Origin of the sequence: Chitinophaga filiformis, from assembly GCF_023100805.1 — a bacterium.
Classification (GTDB): domain Bacteria; phylum Bacteroidota; class Bacteroidia; order Chitinophagales; family Chitinophagaceae; genus Chitinophaga; species Chitinophaga filiformis_B.
In genome coordinates, this window is the sequence record NZ_CP095855.1 from 1,750,473 (window position 1) to 1,769,326 (window position 18,854).

The window sequence follows — 18,854 nt, forward strand, 5'->3', positions numbered from 1 at the left end:
ATTATTCCGCCATGATGAGCACCTGGCTTTCATTACCGTATTTCAACTCGTTTACGAAGGTTTCCATGCCTGCCTGTAAGGGTATCAGCGCTATGCCTCTCCGTTCGTATTCCTTCTCCAGTGTGGGCGATACCATGCCGGTGCCTTTCCATGGCCCCCAGTTGATGGTGGTTACCTTTCCTTTGATCACATTTTTCAGTTCCCAGGCATAACGGTCCAGCACACTGTTGGCAGCGGCGTAGTCGGTTTGGCCGCGGTTGCCATATACAGATGCCACGCTGGAAAAGAGCACTACAAACTGTGTATCCGGTCTTAGTTTTTCCGCCAGTATGCGCAGCGGCGTTACCTTGGTGGAGAACACCCTTTCGAAGGAGTCGGATGTTTTCTGGCGGAACAGTTTATCTTCCAGCAATCCTGCGCCATGCACCACCCCGTCTATCTTTCCGTACTGTTCATAAAGCTTGCTGATAAAGGCTTCCAGTTCACTTTCATTTCTCAGGTCGAGCGCCTGGTACGTAACAGTGGAGCCATTGCTTTCCAGTGAGCGGATGGTTTGCAGGATCTGGTTGGACTTGTGAATATCTGCTGCATGTTTTTCGATGGCGGCCGGTGTTGTCAACTCCCCTTCCATGATCAGCTGCTGGCGTATCTCGTCTTTGGTTTTAAGAGAGGAATAGTCAGGCAGTTCCTGTGCCCGCGGGTCGGGCGATCTGCCTACCAGCACATAATGACAGGGATATTCTTTCGAGAAGCGGACCATCAGTTCTGCCGTAATGCCCTGCGCGCCGCCCAGCACCAGTACCAGGGAGTCTTTATTCAGTTTGATATCCGGTGTGTCTCCTGTGCTCAGTTGTGTCGGTATCAGGTCAAAGATGTGCCGCACGCCATCATGATAAATGACTTCTGCAGGTGTATCCGGATGTAATAATTCACCGAGCAGGATAGCGGGGATCTTTTCCGGCGAAACATGGCCGCTCAGGCTGATGCTCCTGCATTTTGCATGATCCCATTCTTTATCCAGGCTTTTCAGGAAACCGGGATATCCCTGCAGCTCACGCAGTTGCTTTGGATCGCTGTTGGTCGATCCTGAGATGGCATACACCCATTTCACATTTTCCGGATGCAGTTTTTTGATAGTGGCAAAAGTGCTGAGAATGTCAGGTCTTTCAGGAGCAGCTACCATATCCAGGATGATCAGGCCATGATAGTTTTCCAGCATATCCTTTTCCGTTACAATGTGAACCGATGCGCCCTGTTGTTCCAGCAGCTTTTTAATGGCTAGTGGCAGGTGACTACCGTCATCAGTTACTGCCAGGCTTTTGCCGGCAATGCTCACTGTTTCTTTTTCGTTGAAGCCGCAGGGCACTAATGAGAACCGTATCCTGGAAAGAGATGCCGGTGTTGTTGCTGATACAGGTGCAGGTTCCTCAGAAGATACTGGTGCAGGCGCGGTACTGGCGGGCATATTACCGGAGATCCAGCTGACCAGGCCATTCAATGTTTTGATGCCGGCCAGTGCCTCTGTTTTCTCGTCAGATTGTGCTAATCCGCCTATTTTAACCCGCAGCTCACCCAGTATTTCCATCCGTTTGATAGAGTCGATGCTCAGATCTGCTTCCAGATCCAGGTCCATTCCCAGCATCTCCTGCGGATAGCCTGTTTTTTCGCTGACAGTCAGCAGTATGGTACTCCTGATGTCATTTTCCGTCCAGCCCTGACTGGCGCTTGTGTTATTAGTTGGTTTTTCAATGGCATGTTGTAATGAGATACCTCCCGTTTCTGCCTGTGCATCGCTTACATTATTGGCGATCCACTCCAGCAGGCCGTTCAGTGTTTTGATACCCGCCAGCTGCTCTACGGCTGTTTCATCGCTCTTCCCGCCTGCATGAAAGCCGCCCATCTGTGTTCTCAGTTCACCGATGATCTCCATCCTTTTGATAGAATCGATGCTGAGATCTGCTTCCATATCCATCTCCATACCCAGCATTTCATGCGGGTAACCGGTTTTCGCGCTGACTACTTCTATCAGGATCTTCTTTACATCCTGCTTGCCTCGTGCTGGTTGTGTGCTGACAGATACTTTCACCTGTGCCGACGCCGGCTCCTGTTCTTTCTTTGCAGGCGCTGCCGGTCTGGCGGCAGGGGTATCGGGTATTTCCAGGCGACTGATATTCGCGGGATTTTGTCCCAGGTAGCCTAATATCACGTCTCGCTGCGCCTGTACCAGGTATTTCACGCTGTTCAGGTATTCCTGTACCAGGTGTTCCGCATTCCCGTTTGCCGTGATGACAGGTTGTGCTGCAACAGCCGTTTTTAGCTGTATCGGCGTTAATACAGGCAGTGCCCCGTGTGCAGGCAGCTTGCCCGTGGAGGGCACCGCCAGCTGGCCATTCACGTGCCAGATGGTAGCGCTCTTCTTATACTGTTCCGGTGCATCTAACCGGATGATTTTTGTAGTACGGCCTTCGAAGAGTTTATCCAGCTGTACATCCCGCCCGCTGGCAATATACTTTGCGATGGTATTGAGCAGATGCGCGATAGCAGTAGGCTCACTATCTTCTGTATGCAATACCAGCCCCTCTTTTCCAATGACAGCGCGGGTCAGGTTGCTCAATACTTTACCCGGGCCTACCTCAATGAATACCCTTGCACCGGCTGTATACATCTTTTCCACCTCTTCAGAGAACAACACCGGGCTTACCAGGTGTTCCGCCAGTCTTTCCTTAATAGCGGCATCAGTGTCGGGGTATAATGCTGCCGTAGTGTTGGACCATACGGGTATCGCCGGTTTGCTGAAGGATGTTTTACCGATCGCTGTTTTATAGAGCGTTGCTGATTTAGCGATCAGCGGACTATGAAACGCGCAGGCCACTTCCATTTGTTTGAAAGAGATCTTCTGCTCCCGCAGCTGGGCCATGAGCTGTTCCATATCTTTCGTAGTACCAGCCAATACCCATTGCTGTGGCGAATTGTGATTCACCGCATAAACGCCGCTTCCTTTTCCGGTGAAGGGGGCCAGTGCTGCTGCTGTGATATTCACCGCCACCATCACACCTTTATCTCCTTCCACCGCATCGAGTATAGCTTTTGCTCTTTTCTCGCTGAGTGGCACCAGTTGTTCTTCTGCAAATACGCCTGCAAAGCAGAGCGCAGGCAATTCCCCGTAACTGTGCCCTGCCACCATATCGGGCTGGATGCCCAGCTCTTTGAGGAAGGAAGCCATTGCCAGGTCTACAATGCCCAGCAGTGGTTGCGTGATGCGGGTATCTTTGATCTTTTCCTTTTGCTGCTGTAATGCGCTTTCGCTAAAGGCAGCAGAGGGAAAGAGTATTTTTTCATATTGCGGATATGCTTTCAGCAGTTTACGCATCTGCGGGAAAGCAACGAACAGCTCTCTGGCCATATTGACCCGCTGACTGCCCTGTCCGGGGAACATAAAGGCCACTTTGCCTTCGACCTTGCTGGTAACATGGATCTCCCGGGAAGTAGCACCTGATAGTGCCAGGTCTGTTTTCAACATCAGGTCTTCACGGCCGCTGGCAACGATGGACAGGCGAACCGGGGCATCGCTGTAGTGGTAAAGGCTATAGGCGATGTCTCTCAACGGTACCTGGTCATTGTATTCGAGGATGCTGTGTACCGTCTGTACCAGCTGTTTTACAGCTGCATCATTTTCGCCTCGGAACACAAACAGTTCTGCGGGCCAGGAAGTCAGGGCAACCGGTTTTTCCTTTCCTGCCGGGTCGTTTTCGATCACTGCATGGAAGTTGGTACCGCCAAAGCCGAAGGCACTGATACCTGCCAGGCGGTGCTCATCCAGCCATATGCCTGCCTGTGTATTGAACAGGAATGGACTGGTAGTTTCATTATAGAAAGCGTTAGGCGCTTTGATATGCAGGGTAGGAGGCTTTACCCCGTGGTATACAGAAAGGGCGGCTTTGATGAGCCCTGCCAGTCCTGCAGCGCATTTGGTATGCCCTATCTGTGTCTTCACAGAGCCCAGGTGGGTTTGTCCGGCAATAGCGCCTGACTGTATCAGCATATCCGATAAAGCGCTTAGTTCTGTTTTGTCGCCCACTACTGTACCTGTGCCATGCGCTTCTACAAGGCCAAGTGCAGCAGGAGACACGCCGCTCTGCTCATATGCCCTTTCCAGTGCTTTTATCTGCCCTGCTTTACGGGGAGCGGTCAGTCCCAGGCTTTTGCCATCGCTGGAGCCGCCAACGCCTTTTATTACGGCATATACATGATCGCCGTCGCGTTTTGCATCGGCATATCTTTTCAGTACCAGCATGGCCACTCCTTCACCCAGCGCAATACCATCGGCGCCGGAGTCGAAGGTCATACAGCGACCTTTGCGGGACAGTGCATGTGTGCTGGCAAACATGAGGTAGTCGTTAATACCGTTATGCAGGTCGGCAGCGCCGGCCAGCACCATCTCCGATTTACCCAGTATCAGTTCCTGGCAGGCCAGGTCAATGGCGGCCAGGGAGGAGGCGCAGGCCGCATCTACGGTATAGTTCCTGCCGCCCAGGTTCAGGCGGTTGGTAATGCGTCCTGAGATTACATTGGCCAGCACGCCGGGGAAAGAATCTTCCGTCAGCTTTGGCAATGCCGCATCCAGTTCTGCCGGCATCTCTCCCAGGAACTGGCGGTAGAGTGAACGGAAGCCGTAGTTATTGGCGAGATCATTGCCGCCTTCAGCGCCAATGATCACAGAGATATCTTCTGTATCATGATCGGGATTGCCATAACCGGCATTCTCCAGTGCCTGCCTGGCCACCAGCAATGCTAATAACTGTGTAGGGTCAATAGCCGCCAGCGATTGCGGAGGTATACCAAAAGCAACCGGGTCAAAATCTATCCTGGGAATGAAGCCTCCCCATTTGGATGGGGACTTATCCCCGTCCGGAGAGTTGGCGTCATAGTACAATTCCTTATTCCAGCGTTCGTCCGGTACTTCTGTCACACAGTCCTTACCGGCCAGTATATTGCTCCAGAACTCGTCTATGTTACGTGCGCCGGGGTAGATACAGGCCATCCCGATAATAGCGACATCCAGCGCTTTTTCAGGATGAGTAACAGGTGCGGGTACACCGGCATTTTGTATAAGTGTAAAATTATTTTCAGCCACGTCTTTGTGCAGATCGCTCATAGTCACCACCTGGTGCCGCAGTGCAGCTACCTGGCCAATCATGTACATGCCTTCCTGTAGCTGTTGTGCAGTATCGATGTCTACGAGGCCCTTCTCTGTTCTGTCCACTCCTTTGGCGGCAATGCGCAATCTGCCTACATTCAGCGCCTCCAGCCTGCTCCAGATCTCTTTTTTATCCAGCTGTTCCGCATGGAGTTTATTTTTTTCTTCCCGGAAGAAATCAGCAAAAGGCGATTGCAGGCAACGTGTTTCGTGGCCTGGCGCTGTTTCCAGCAATACCGTGCCGGTATGCTCAATGGCCTGGTCCTGGAATTGCTGCAGGATAGCGCCGGTTTCCACCGCTTCTTTCGTATAGATATAGGCAGTGCCCATCAGCACACCGATCTTCGTGCCTTTGGTAGCCAGGGAGGCCGCCATTACGGCAATAAAAGCGGCAGACAATGCATCGTGTATACCTCCTGCAAAGAAGACGTTCAGTTGCGCTGCCTGTTCTTCCTGCAATAAGCGTTCTACCTGTTTCTCCCACAACACAAGACTGGACAGCGGTCCTACGTGACCACCGCATTCCCTGCCTTCAAACACGAATCTCCTGGCGCCCTCTTTCAGGAACATGTCCAGCAGGGAGGCTGATGGCACATGCAGGAAAGACTTGATGCCCATATCTTCCAGTGCTTTCGCCTGCGAGGGCCGGCCGCCGGCAATCAATACCAGGGGCGGTTTTGCTTCCTTGATGATCTCTATCTGTTCATCACGCAGTTCCTGTGGCGCAAAGCCAAGTATACCAACGCCCCAGGTATTATCTTTAGCGAGGGCTTTTGTTTGTTGTACAAGGTCCTGTGCAGCTGTGCCTTTCAGTAAAGAAAGGGCTACAAACGGTAAGGCGCCGGCATCGGCCACAGCGGCGGCAAATGCTGGTACGTCGCTTACGCGCGTCATGGGGCCCTGGGCAATAGGGAAGGTGATGTTTAATTCTTTTGCCAGCGCATTGCCGGGACTGATCACATTCACCGTCTTTGCCTGTAAAAGGTGGCCGCGGATGGATTCATGAATGCCATTGATCATCCTGCCCAGTTTCCTGTAGCGTTTTACAAGGTCGATGGATATAGCAACATCCTGGCCTATCGGCAGGAGGCCTTTATCAATGTCTAAGATGCGAAGGAAGGGAGTAATGTCTTCACGTGTAGCGTTGTCCGGTAGTGCAGGTGAATTGGGCCGTACCAGTACCCGGTAGCCGTCTATCACCCTTGCCTCATTGCCGTTCAGTTTTTCGCAGACGCTCTTGATGGCGGCAGGCGCTTTACATTCAGGAAATAATATCAGCTGACTGTCCAGCACTACGCCACTGGCGCCGGTGGCCATCAGTGCCGCTGTAGTATGAATACCAGCGCCACCCTGTACCCATATCTTTGTATCAGGAAAGGCTTTAACGATCTGCTGAAAAAGAATGAAGGAAGATTCATCACCTACTTTACCTGCGCCTTCATTTCCTTTTATAATGATACCGTCGGCTTTGTCGTGCACCGCCTGTTGTGCTTCGAACAGTGTATGCACCTGGTATAGTATACGTGTTCGCTTACGCGCGCTTATTTTAATATGGTAAGGAGCGATGATGAGTGTAACCTGTTCGGGTAAAGGAATGTCTGTCATTTCTTTCTCCGCATAACAGACACCAAAGGGATAACCATGTTGTGAAAGGTCTTCAAGAGCTTTAATTGCGGTGTCTTTATTGCGTCCGAGATGTAATACAGGGAACGCATTTTCTTTGGCCAATGCGAGGGCCAATGGCACATCAGGGTGCTCCATCGGGGTGATCCCGATAATAGTAGGTGTTTCCATTCCTGGGCGTTTAATTGGTAACAGGCATGACTGGGCCTGACCATGATTTACGAATCATAGATAAATGCTATACCGCACGTATTAATTTTAGATATCTGGCTGTAGTTCCCGGTCATGCCCTGAGGGACGTCATGGACAAGGCATAACCATCCTGTTTTTCGAATAGGATGACATTTTCATAGCGCAGAACTATAGAGGCTAAACGGCCCGAATCTATCACATGAGCAACACGACAAGTGTTGTGGTCATTGTTCAATGTTTACGACAAAATCAGTGGTTCTTTTTACTCTAACGGACATTCAACAGGACCGGCAAATAGTGCTAATGGTTTTCCCTTGCGGGTTGCGTCTTTTAGTTGGGTTATAGGATTCATAAAACGATTATGGTGTTTATGGTTATTTGAGCAGATCCTGCCTAAAAGCTAAAGCGTGAATCTTAAAGGTATGTTAAAACTAATAAAATTATTTTTATAAAAGAAGCGACAAATTGAATTACAAGCGCGTTAACGTGAACTTAATATGGAACAGTTGTACTGATGTAAATAAAAAAATAAGTGGAACATTATAGCATAAGCTACTATGTTCCACTTATTCATTTACTTAGCGGGACGCTTAGTTATCCGCAGAAGTTTTTCCAACTATTTTATATCCCCGTGAATTATCGGGATTGGTTACTTCCTGATAATACATGCCATCCGGAGAAACATACAGTTGCTGTCCGTTGATTTCTACACCACGGCTTCCTTCAGGTAACGTTGCCATCACATCTCCGGAAACAGGTGCGGCATTCTGGTCCTGGCTATCTTCACCCGAGCCGGTATTCAGCTCCCCATTCTTGCCGACCACTACGTATTTTGTCTTATTATCCTGTTCTATTTCCTGGTAGAAGGTACCATTCTTTTCATAGTAAGTGTTACCGTCTATCTTCACCTTTTTCGCACCGCTTGGCAGGTCTGGCACTACAACACCCATAGGCGGATCCACTACTTCATACTGTTCGGTCTGTGTTTGTGTGTTGGCATACGGACGGTAGAAGAAACCATCATAGTAGTAATATGGGCCCCATCCTGTGTTGAATGTCAGGAACCCGTAGGGCAGGATGCTGACACGGAAACCGATGGGCGGACCGTAATAACGGAAAGGATAATAATGAGGGCGATAATAGTATCCGCCATACCCGTGGTAATAACGGACAGGTGCGCGGTAGTGATAATAACCTCCGCCATATCCGAACCCTACCCCAACTCTTGCCGACACGCGTGGTGATGACACGATCCTGCTTCCGCCCATATAAACATGTCCTCCTCCAAAGCGTCCCCGCTGTGCATACGCGCTGTTTACCGTACTCACCCCGGCAAGGAGAATGAGCGAGAACAGTAAATATATCCTGTTTTTCATGTTGATAGATGATTTAAAAAGAGAGATCCCATCCCCCTGTTAATTAGTAATTAGACACTTACTAAACGGCAGGGTTTAACTTATATTTTATTTTAACAAATCCTGTACCAATACAATTAGCATTTGATAATCAGTTGCTTGTAGCGGGACGGTTTACTAATACAGCTGGTTGCGGAGTATTCTCCTGATCATCTGGATGGTAGTGCGGCTGATCTGGCCTTTATATCGTTCGAGGATGGCATTTTCGCTCAGTCCCTCTCCCAGGTCGTTCACCACCCTGAGCCATTTACTGAGGAATTCGGAATTGGGGGTACGGTATTTCAGAAGGCGCCTCACCGTTTCAATGACGGCTTTGCTGACCTGGCCTTCATTCAGCTCGAAGATCTCGTCTGTACTGAGACCGAGTTCAATATCCTGTGCTACCCGGGAATAATCCTGCAGGTACTTCTCATTGGCTTCCATTACCTGCAGCAGGGGATTGTCGCTATAACGGATCACGGCATATTTCCTGGCCTGCTTATGCAATTCTGTAAGGGCGTAGTTGCGGGCAATATTGTCGCAAATGACCAGGTCGTCCTTCGTCAGTTCGAACCATTCCCCTTTGACGCGTTTATGCTGGAAAACGATATGCAGGCATTCTTCCAGTTCGGTCATGTTTGCGGAAGCGTATTGCCTGATCACCCTGAACATAACGGGCAGGTGGGTATGGTAAGCGGCCAAACGCTTTTGCAGATCCTGCGTCTTGCCGATCTTATAAAGGTTTTTCCCTGTGTTGATAATGTAAACGCACTTACCGATCTGTACTTGCTCCATCGGGTGAATTAGTTCATGGGTGTAGTAATGACAAACTTTCTTCTTTTCCGCTACGCTGGTTACCAATGCAAGTTGCCGATTTTTTTTGAGAAATACAGGTTTTCTGCCTGAACAGGGCAGGAGCAGTCTCGCCACTGTTTTCCGGAATGGGTATTGTACCGGGTATCGGGGGAGATATTCCGCTTCAGGTCCTGTCTGGATCCGCTCAGTGTCTTATACCATTGTGTTTCCAAAAGGTCATTTAGAGGTCACCTCAATATCCTTTTGATATCGGGATGGCAGCGGCACCTGAGCGAACCAAAGACGGGTATAATCACTATCTGGACAGTACTGGCCCGATGCGGTCCGTAATTGGGAGGATGGCTGTATTGATATTTACAAGATCATTATGATTACATGATTGTTTTATTGATAAAATATTGATAATTAGTTGTTTGTATTGATTTTTGATCTGATATTGAGGAGAAATTGCATTACATGGAACGTGCAAGGATATATGATGTCAGGAATGGCAACACTGACTATCAGAACCTGTTATCCCACAACAAGCGCTTCATCTTCTGGGATGATGCCATACTGCAAAACGCCCGGCCGGGGGATATTGTCTTTTTCGTGAACAGGGAAAAAAGGGAGGTGCTGTATGCGGTAGCAACAGATGCTGTACGTGTAGGTATCCGGAACCCACGTTCATGGCTGAAGGAATTTGAATACCAGGGATGCATATACGGCTCCCGGGAAGGAGACGATTTCCGGAAGTATGAGGTACGGCAGCAGGCTGCCATCCCCGAGGGCTGGAAATGGACCAAACCCCTGAGGCACAACGGAATTGCAGATCTGTGGGGGACCGGCACGCGGGACAATACTACCCGGCTTGCCAGGGTGCAGGACCTCCGGCAGTTATTTCCGGCCGGACCGGCGCTGGAGATGCTGGAGAGGTGTAGCCTGCATGTAGAGGGGGCAAATATGACCATTAACGAGACAAAAGTAGAAATGCAGCTCGTTACCCTGCCCGGTTCGGAAAACGGTCTGAATAGGGCTAAAAATGAGCATAACGGGATTACGTTCGGGCATCCCTACCGGCAATTGCTCGTGGCGGTCAAAACCAAACCTTTCCTGTTACTGAGCGGCGTGAGTGGGACCGGCAAATCCTGGCTGGTAAGAAAACTGGCCTACATGACCTGTGCCGATCCCGCCCTGAGGAATGCAAGATATCCCGGCAATTTTGAGATGATCAGGGTCCGGCCCGACTGGCATGAACCCGATGACCTGCTGGGATACCTGGCCACCCGTGGCGATACTGCCCGGTATCATTGCCCCGACCTGCTCCGCTTTATTGTCAAGGCCTGCCGGTACCCGCATATCCCTTTCTTTGCCTGCCTGGATGAAATGAACCTGGCCAGGATCGAGCATTATTTCCCGGATTTCCTGAGTATACTCGAAACCGCCCGGCAGGAGGGCGGTACGAGGGTTTATGATGCTTTCATCAGCGGGCATAATGTAGCTGTATACAGTCAGTTGGATCCCGGTTTCTGGACAAAGCTGGGCATAGAAGGCGACTCCCGCCTGCAGTCCTGTTTCCTGGAAAGAGGGATCGCTATGCCGGCCAACCTGACCCTGATCGGGACCATCAATACGGATGAAACCACCCATACCCTCAGTCAGCGGGTGCTGGACAGAACAATGGTGATCGAAACGCAGGGAATTGATATGGAATACGGGCTGAGCTCCCCCGCGGAAACATGGGAATACCCAGATACTTATGAAGCGGTAACAGTTTTGACAACCGGTAAAGTAAACAGCGCCGAAGCATATAAGAACAGCCCAAAAACAGGGGGCCGGGTTATCCGCGAACTGAAAAGGTTACAGGATATACTCAAAGATTCTCCGTTTGCCCTTTCCTACCGCGTAAGAGACGATGTGCTGCTATACTGCGCCTACAATGAAGCATTGGCTGCTAACGGGGCTATGCCGGGAAACTGGCTGAATACCTGTCTCGATGAAGTGATCTGTATGAAAATACTGACAAGGATAGCAGGCGATGACGCTGACTGCGGAAATATCATTGAAGAACTGAAGGTTGCCACCAGGCAGTATCCTGCCTGTCAGCAGAAGTTATCAAAAATACAGTATCAATTGAGGAAAACCGGCCTCACATTCCTGTGATTATGAATATACTAACTATCCATCATAAAGACTTCTCCCTGGAAGTCGACCTGCTGAATCCTAACGGAAGGCTGGACTTTGAGAAAACATTCGAAACCTCGAAGAAAAGGCATCGTCCTGAGAACTTTGAAACGGGTTATATTTTCACAGGCCCGGTCAAAAGATTCGAAATCTGGCAACCGGGATCAAAGGAAGTGGAAAAAGCTGATATCTATGCGGTGAAACATCCTGTCTTCTTTGAGAACATAGAATATTCGTTAAGCATCGATTTTCATCCGGATGTGGTATCTGCTTCCATCTATTCGCGTGTGAAAAATGTGAAGAACATGTTTAAGGTGAGGACGACCCAAGGTGATACCCAGTTCGCTTCCGGGGAATTGAAATTTAACAATGAACCGGGAGAATTTGACCTGATCGTCGATTATCAGCTGAAAACGGTTTCGCTCAGTATCCTTTTCCAGTTCACCATATTTTCGTCGAAGCTTGACACCCAAAAAGAACATCCTGCCATGGTGAGGCAGGTGGAAAAGATATATCCCCGGCTGGCAATCGACTACCTCAGGAAAACCTATCATTTTTTTGAGGCACAGGGCAACGGCGAAGGCGATATTCTCTGGTGGACTATCTTCGAAAATCTTTTCAGAAGCATTTTGCGGCATCTCAATGTTATTGTAAAAAATCCCCATAAAGAGCTCTCCACAGAAAAGACTATCATGCATGGGGATAGGATCAGAACGGCTAAAGGACCGCTGGCAGATAAGCTGGAGCGATTTGCCGATCGTCCGGACAAATACTTTGTAGTGGACACTAAAGTACTAGTGGAAGACAATTACGAAAACAGGTATGTGAAGTATGTTATGACAGACATACTTGAACACTATAAACGCATTTATAAACTCATTCAGAAAGACGGCAGTAATGCCCGGATGGAGAAGGAATACCGGATGCAGATCGAATTCGCAGGAGAAGCGATCACACATTTGCTGGCACACCCGGTTTTCAAAGGCGTGGGAAAACTGAAGGACAGAAAGCGGAACTCGCGGATATTGGCAAACAAGCCGGGATATGCAGGCCTGATGAAAGACTGGGAAACCCTGAAGATGGGATTTGAATTGCAGCAAGGGCTGTACGAAATAGAGCTGAAGAACATTGCCTATCTCTACCAGCTCTGGTGCTTCTTTGCCATGACAGACATGATACAACAGATTACCGGAGTAGCGCCGGAAGTAAAAAAAATGCCAACAATAAAGAGCGATAACTTCCGCGTCTCGCCGGATAAGAACATGCATTCCAAACTTGTTTTTGAATGTGAGGACAATATCAATATTGAACTCTACCAGGAACTGTGGTACACAAATAAATTCGATGCAAATGAAGCAGGAACCGTCAATGGAAATAAATGCCCTGACATTGTGCTGCGGATAGGTAAAAGAGATCAGCCGAGAAATCTGTACCTGACTTACCTGTTTGATGCCAAATACCGCCTGATGGAATCAGACAGGTATAGCAAACTGGAAAAAATGGATGAGCCGCTGCAGGAAGACCTGAGCAAGATGCGTGACTACAGGGACGCTATCATGAACCGGAGAAGAAAGGGTAGCAGGTATGAACATACTAAGGAGGTGCTGGGCATATATGTACTGTTTCCCGGGATCGGCAAGGCAGAGTATTATGACCGCTATTATCGTCAGATTGTTCTTAAAGAGGATGCCGGTGGCTTCCCCTTTCTGCCGGGCAACGCAACAGGACTGGAGTTATTGCAGAAACACCTGAGGCATATTATAACAGAAGATTCCGTAAGCTTGATGGAGAAAGCGCTGCCCTACAAGGGAAAGGCGTACAAATATGCTGATGCTTATGTATTGGTAGAGCTGGTGCCTGTGGCAGAAAAAGCACTGTACGATGACCTTGTAACCGGCAATGCAACTGATTATATCTGCGGGAAATTTGATCGGCTAATGGGCTCCGGTGTAGTACGCTATTTCGCTCCCTATGTGGAAGGGAAAGGTATTCCCTGTTTTTATGAAATTATAGGCTTCGATCAGCTGCCACGCAGAAAGGTGTTCCCTCCAGGACATCCATTGTTCCTGGACGATGGCCGTAAATGCATGGTATTAAATCTGGATGAGAAGGAAGCGCTGGACGCCTGTGTACAGATCAAAGGCATGGCGGGCAACAAAAGATATACGAAGATAAAATACCTCTATACCCCTAAAGGCGGTTTCATCAGGACTATTCCTGAGAAAGATATACGAGCGGCTGGTCCTGGTAAGGAATAGCCCTGCCATAAGCAGAAATGCTTAAATTTAGGGTCTATGAACTACAATATTCTAGGCAACTCTAATCTCGACATCTCCGAGATCGCATTCGGTTGTATGTCTTTAGGCAATAATGCCGCGGAAAATGAAAACCTGATCAGCCAGGCATTAGACAAAGGGATCAATTTTTTTGACACGGCAGACCTGTATCAGCAGGGTGAAAATGAAAGGCAGCTGGGCCGGGCTCTCAAAGACCGCCGGGGCGATGCCATCATTGCCACCAAGGTGGGAAACCAATGGAGAAGTGATGGTAGCGGCTGGGATTGGAACCCCTCACCGGAGTACATCAAAAAAGCCGTGGACGATAGCCTGCGCCGGCTGGGAACAGACTATATTGATCTGTACCAGTTGCACGGCGGCACCCTGGAAGACCCTATTGACGATATCATCGATACTTTTGAAGAGCTGCAGCACCAGGGAAAGATCCGCTATTATGGCATCTCTTCCATCAGGCCCAACGTCATCAGGGAATACGTGAAAAGATCCAATATCAGCAGCGTGATGATGCAGTATAGCCTGCTGGACAGGAGACCGGAAGAAGAGGTATTTGCATTGCTGGAAAAGAACAATATTGGCGTACTGGCAAGAGGTAGTGTAGCCAAGGGCTTGCTGGCAGGAAAACCTGCGGAGGCCTATCTGAATTATAGCGCGGAAGATGTGAGCAAGATGGCGAAAGCAGTAGTTAAGTTTTCGGAAGATAAACGTACCCCCGCACAAACCGCTATTTGTTATGTATTGGGAGAGCCGGTAGTAAGAGCAGCCGTAGTGGGAATAAGAACGCTGACGCAATTGGAAGAGGCGGCAGGTATGCCTGCTACCACCCCGCTCACGTCAGCGGAAAGAGTATTGTTAGGGTACGAGCTGGTTGCAAATTACTACGACCAGCATCGCTGATATTATTGCATCCGTTTACCTATGCGGTAATCCACCATCCCGTTGAAGCGGGGAGATACAACGGAGGACTGGATCGCAGCCCGTTGATTGGCAGTGGTTTCTGTCAGCACACGGGCATTAGCCGATGTCCTGGCAAAGCTACCGGTAGTAATGTAGTTGAAGATCCGGTCCAGGTTCTCGTCATCATTCCTGTATCCCCAGGGCACATTGATATAATCATTCGCCAGCTGATCGGGCGCTATACCTGTGTAATAACCACCCACATGGCTGGCATTTTCCGTCGCAAAGTTGATGGCATACAGGTCTGCCAGGTACTTCTTGGCATGTGTGCTGTCATACTTTGAGATATTGAATGTGATAAAACCTACCGGCTTGCCATAAGTAGTATCACCTACCAGTTTTACATTCATATAAGGCCTCAGGTTGTTCAGCGTCAGCTCGCTGGCAGAGGCGGTGTGGGAGCCGGTGATAAAGAACACATTGTTCAGCGCCAGTCCGCCGGTAAGGCCGGGGAATTTGACGCTGGTTTCCAGCCCCGTACCATCCAGGTTGGCCGTCAGCTTATCATTATACTGGTAGTAGTACATCGTCTTGTTAGCTGCTGAAGCCGGGGCAATGGCACTATCTATATATTCTGCCGTAGTTACAGAGCCTCCCTGGTTATAACGGAGGTCTACGATCAGGTTGGTAATGCCGGCTGATCTGTATCTGGCGAAAAGTGCATCGAGCTTGCTTTTCGTTAAAGTAGCAGCCCCGCTTGTATTGTAGGTATTCGTGAAAGTGTAAAAGACAAAATACCCCACCTTTTGATTGTTCACCGTATAGAGTGTGTCAAACAATACCGGGTTGATGGTGAAAGAGCCGGACGTAAGCGTATAGTTCGCCTGGGCACCCGTGATAGCCTTTTTTACCCGGAGGGTCACGGAAGTAGAATAATAGATGGCATTGGTCACCTTGGAGACGTTCGTGCCATTAGCTCCGTCATAACTGATGTTGGTGTCTCCGTTCACGGCAATGATCTCATCTCCGCGGTTCAGCCCCTTCTGGCCGGCAGGTGAGTTTTTATCTGCATAGACGATATACAGGTAAGACTTAGTCCCGTCAGATGCATAGCTGACCTCCATACCGTAGTTGCCGGTAGCGCTTATTTTGTTGAAAGTCTCGGAAAGTCCGTTCTGTAATGAGCTGGACAATGAGCCCGTACGGTCCAGGAAGCTATATCGGTCCAGTACTGTGCCGCTGCTGTTTTTGGAATACGTTTTCATGGTATTCAACAGGTCATCGGCAGTAGCATAGGTGCTGCTGGACGGGTCCAGTTGCGGCACCTGGTTGTACCAGAAATAAGTTGGCAGGTCGGTGGTCTTGTTACGGCCCCCATCCACATATGTTACCTGCATGATGCGGTACATAAGATATTTGAGGGAATCTTCATCTGACACTACTGTGGAGGAAGTTGGCGTAGTATTATCTACCTTGTTACTGTCCTTACGGCAGGCGCTGAATACAGCACTGCAAAGAACACCAACCACGACCATTTTCATGGCTAGCGTAAAATGTCTATTCATATGTTCATGTTCTTTTAGGTAATTGACTTGAAACGGGACTTGCGAACATTAAAATGATTTGATCCGAACTAATTTAAAACGGCAGAGTGGCATCTTGTCGTATAAAGGAACATCACATGGCCTCTTTTCATCTGTAAAACGACAAAATCTATCGTTTGACTTCAAAAGTCGGGGCAGGTTTATTCTTGCGGTTACGAAACATATTAGTTTTTAAATAAAGATGGCATTCTGAAGGTGTAAAGCTAAATCATTTAAGCATCCGTGTTGGTCACGGTTTCGCCATTTTAAAAAAAGCCGTTTACTTTTCGCCTGAAAAGCTATTTTTACAGACAATAAAAGCTAAAATTCCATTTCGTCTCAACATGAAAAGAGTTATTCTATCAGCCCTTATGCTGGCTTCCTGCTGGGTAAAGGCACAAACTGTCAACAGCGTAACCGATCCGGTAGAATGGGTCAACCCGCTGATGGGGACCGATTCTAAGATTGACCTGTCTACAGGTAACACCTATCCTGCTATCGCTACTCCCTGGGGGATGAATTTCTGGATGCCTCAGACCGGCAAAATGGGGGACGGCTGGGCCTATACCTACGATGCTGATAAGCTGCGCGGTTTTAAACAGACCCACCAGCCCAGTCCATGGATCAATGACTATGGCCAGTTTGCCATCATGCCGGTTACCGGGAAGGTAAAATTTAAGGAAGATGAAAGGGCCAGCTGGTTCTCTCATAAATCAGAGGTGTCTAAGCCGTACTATTACAGCGTATACCTGGCTGATCACAATGTGACTACCGAGATCACGCCAACGGAAAGGGCAGCGGCTATCCGCTTCACTTATCCGAAGACAGACAGCGCTTTCGTAGTGATAGACGCGCTGGATAGAGGCTCTTATATCAAGGTATTGCAGGCAGAACGCAAAATTGTTGGTTATACCACCAAGAACAGCGGCGGCGTGCCATCCAACTTTAAGAACTATTTCGTACTGACTTTCGATAAGCCGTTTACCTATGTGGCCACTTTCAAAAACGGTGAGCTGAAAGCCGGTGAAGCGGAAGCCAAAGATAAACATGTGGGCGCCGTGATCGGTTTCGCTACCGTAAAAGGAGAGAAAGTGAACGTAAAAGTGGCTTCTTCCTTTATCAGCCCTGAACAGGCTGAGCTGAACCTGCAGAAGGAGATCGGCGGCAGCGACTTTGAAGCTGTAAAGGGCAAGGCGAAAGCTGCCTGGAACAAGGAGCTGAGCAGGATCAAGGTGGAAGGCGGCACTTCCGACCAGACCCGCACCTTCTATTCCTGCCTGTACCGCGCTATGCTGTTCCCGCGCAAGTTCTATGAATATGACGCGAAAGGCGCCGTGGTACACTACAGCCCTTACAATGGCCAGGTACTGCCCGGTTATATGTTCACCGACAATGGCTTCTGGGACACTTTCCGTGCTGTATTCCCCTTCTTCAACCTGATGTACCCAACTATGAATGCGCACATTATGGAAGGTATGGTGAATGCCTACAAGGAAAGCGGCTGGTTGCCTGAGTGGGCAAGCCCTGGTCACCGCGACTGTATGATCGGTTCCAACTCCGCCTCCCTGATCGCGGATGCATATTTAAAAGGCGTAACCGGTTTTGACGTGAACACCGCTTATGAAGCGCTCCTGAAGAATGCAGATAATGCCGGCCCGCTGACCTCTGTTGGCCGCGCCGGTGTGAAATATTACAATGAGCTGGGATACGTGCCTTATGATGTAGATGTGAATGAGAATACTGCCCGTACACTCGAATATTCATATGACGACTTCACCATCTACAAACTGGCAAAGGCGCTGAAACGCCCGGCTGCAGAAGTAGAAAGGTTTGCAAAACAGGCCCGCAACTACCGTAATGTGTTCGATCCTGAAACGAAGCTGATGCGTGGTAAGAACAAAGACGGTAAGTTCCAGGCGCCTTTCAATCCTTTCAAATGGGGTGACGCCTTTACAGAAGGTAACAGCTGGCACTATACCTGGTCTGTATTCCATGACGTTCAGGGCCTGATAGACCTGATGGGTGGTAAGAAGGTCTTTGCCGATATGCTGGACTCTGTATTCGCAATGCCTCCGGTATTTGACGACAGCTACTATGGTGGCACCATCCATGAGATCCGCGAAATGCAGATCATGAACATGGGGCAGTATGCACATGGTAACCAGCCTATCCAGCACATGATCTACCTGTACAACTACGCAGGCCAGCCATGGAAAGCGCAATACTGGCTGAGAGAAGTGATGGATCGTCTGTATTCTGCTACTCCGGAAGGTTATTGTGGCGATGAGGATAATGGCCAGACCTCTGCCTGGTATGTATTTACGGCTATGGGCTTCTATCCTGTATGTCCGGGTACACAGCAGTACGTAGTAGGTGCGCCCCTGTTTAAAAAGACCACTGTATCACTGGAGAATGGCAAGCAGCTGATCATCAATGCTCCTAAGAACAGCGATACCAACCGTTATATAAAGGGGATGACCTTCAATGGTAAGCCTTATACCAACAACTGGCTGGATCACAACGCGATCATGAAAGGCGCTACTATCAATTTCGATATGGATGCAGTGCCTAACAAGACAAGAGGTACAGCCGACAAGGACGTTCCTTATTCCCTGTCGCAGGAACTGAAATAGTAAGTACATCAGTCCCCTGACTGATAGCTACCTATACGGAAAAACAAAGCCCGGCATCTTTA

General features: G+C 49.1%; 8 protein-coding genes. 4 read left to right on the forward strand and 4 right to left on the reverse strand.

Going from position 1 to position 18,854, the window contains the following annotated elements; genetic code table 11:
* Window position 1: 1 nt before the first annotated feature.
* From MYF79_RS07285 to MYF79_RS07295, 3 genes are all read right to left on the reverse strand, one after another.
* Complete coding sequence (locus MYF79_RS07285; RefSeq protein ID WP_247813220.1) at window positions 2-6,991, reverse strand: type I polyketide synthase; 6,990 nt, start codon at window positions 6,989-6,991, stop codon at window positions 2-4.
* Between the two features lie 611 nt (window positions 6,992-7,602).
* Window positions 7,603-8,388, reverse strand: coding sequence for a DUF6515 family protein (locus MYF79_RS07290; protein WP_247813221.1), 786 nt, complete (start codon window positions 8,386-8,388; stop codon window positions 7,603-7,605).
* A gap of 156 nt (window positions 8,389-8,544) precedes the next feature.
* Window positions 8,545-9,201, reverse strand: a complete 657-nt coding sequence (locus MYF79_RS07295; RefSeq protein WP_247813222.1) for a GIY-YIG nuclease family protein — start codon at window positions 9,199-9,201, stop codon at window positions 8,545-8,547.
* A gap of 477 nt (window positions 9,202-9,678) precedes the next feature.
* Between MYF79_RS07295 and MYF79_RS07300 the strand changes: the two genes are divergently transcribed.
* From MYF79_RS07300 to MYF79_RS07310, 3 genes are read left to right on the forward strand one after another with little or no spacing between them, the layout of a single operon-like run.
* Window positions 9,679-11,364 (forward strand): McrB family protein, encoded by a 1,686-nt coding sequence (locus MYF79_RS07300; protein WP_247813223.1) that lies wholly within the window; start codon window positions 9,679-9,681, stop codon window positions 11,362-11,364.
* A 2-nt stretch (window positions 11,365-11,366) separates the two neighbouring features.
* The gene (locus MYF79_RS07305) at window positions 11,367-13,643 is read left to right on the forward strand and encodes a DUF2357 domain-containing protein (RefSeq protein ID WP_247813224.1); all 2,277 of its coding nucleotides are present in this window, start codon (window positions 11,367-11,369) and stop codon (window positions 13,641-13,643) included.
* 36 nt (window positions 13,644-13,679) lie between these two features.
* Window positions 13,680-14,576 (forward strand): aldo/keto reductase, encoded by an 897-nt coding sequence (locus MYF79_RS07310; protein WP_247813225.1) that lies wholly within the window; start codon window positions 13,680-13,682, stop codon window positions 14,574-14,576.
* A 2-nt stretch (window positions 14,577-14,578) separates the two neighbouring features.
* On the opposite strand, the gene MYF79_RS07315 is transcribed toward MYF79_RS07310, so the two are convergent.
* Window positions 14,579-16,141: a S41 family peptidase gene (locus MYF79_RS07315; protein ID WP_247813226.1), complete on the reverse strand. Its 1,563-nt coding sequence runs from the start codon at window positions 16,139-16,141 to the stop codon at window positions 14,579-14,581.
* A gap of 362 nt (window positions 16,142-16,503) precedes the next feature.
* Between MYF79_RS07315 and MYF79_RS07320 the strand changes: the two genes are divergently transcribed.
* Window positions 16,504-18,792, forward strand: coding sequence for a GH92 family glycosyl hydrolase (locus tag MYF79_RS07320; RefSeq protein ID WP_247813227.1), 2,289 nt, complete (start codon window positions 16,504-16,506; stop codon window positions 18,790-18,792).
* The last annotated feature ends 62 nt before the right edge of the window (window positions 18,793-18,854 follow it).

Bases quoted from the DNA above. Each gene is read 5' to 3' on its own strand.
- MYF79_RS07310 (WP_247813225.1), top strand. From the start codon at position 13,680: ATGAACTACAATATTCTAGGCAACTCTAATCTCGACATCTCCGAGATC.
- MYF79_RS07315 (WP_247813226.1), bottom strand. From the start codon at position 16,141: ATGAATAGACATTTTACGCTAGCCATGAAAATGGTCGTGGTTGGTGTT.
- MYF79_RS07290 (WP_247813221.1), bottom strand. From the start codon at position 8,388: ATGAAAAACAGGATATATTTACTGTTCTCGCTCATTCTCCTTGCCGGG.
- MYF79_RS07320 (WP_247813227.1), top strand. From the start codon at position 16,504: ATGAAAAGAGTTATTCTATCAGCCCTTATGCTGGCTTCCTGCTGGGTA.
- MYF79_RS07305 (WP_247813224.1), top strand. From the start codon at position 11,367: ATGAATATACTAACTATCCATCATAAAGACTTCTCCCTGGAAGTCGAC.
- MYF79_RS07285 (WP_247813220.1), bottom strand. From the start codon at position 6,991: ATGGAAACACCTACTATTATCGGGATCACCCCGATGGAGCACCCTGAT.
- MYF79_RS07300 (WP_247813223.1), top strand. From the start codon at position 9,679: ATGGAACGTGCAAGGATATATGATGTCAGGAATGGCAACACTGACTAT.
- MYF79_RS07295 (WP_247813222.1), bottom strand. From the start codon at position 9,201: ATGGAGCAAGTACAGATCGGTAAGTGCGTTTACATTATCAACACAGGG.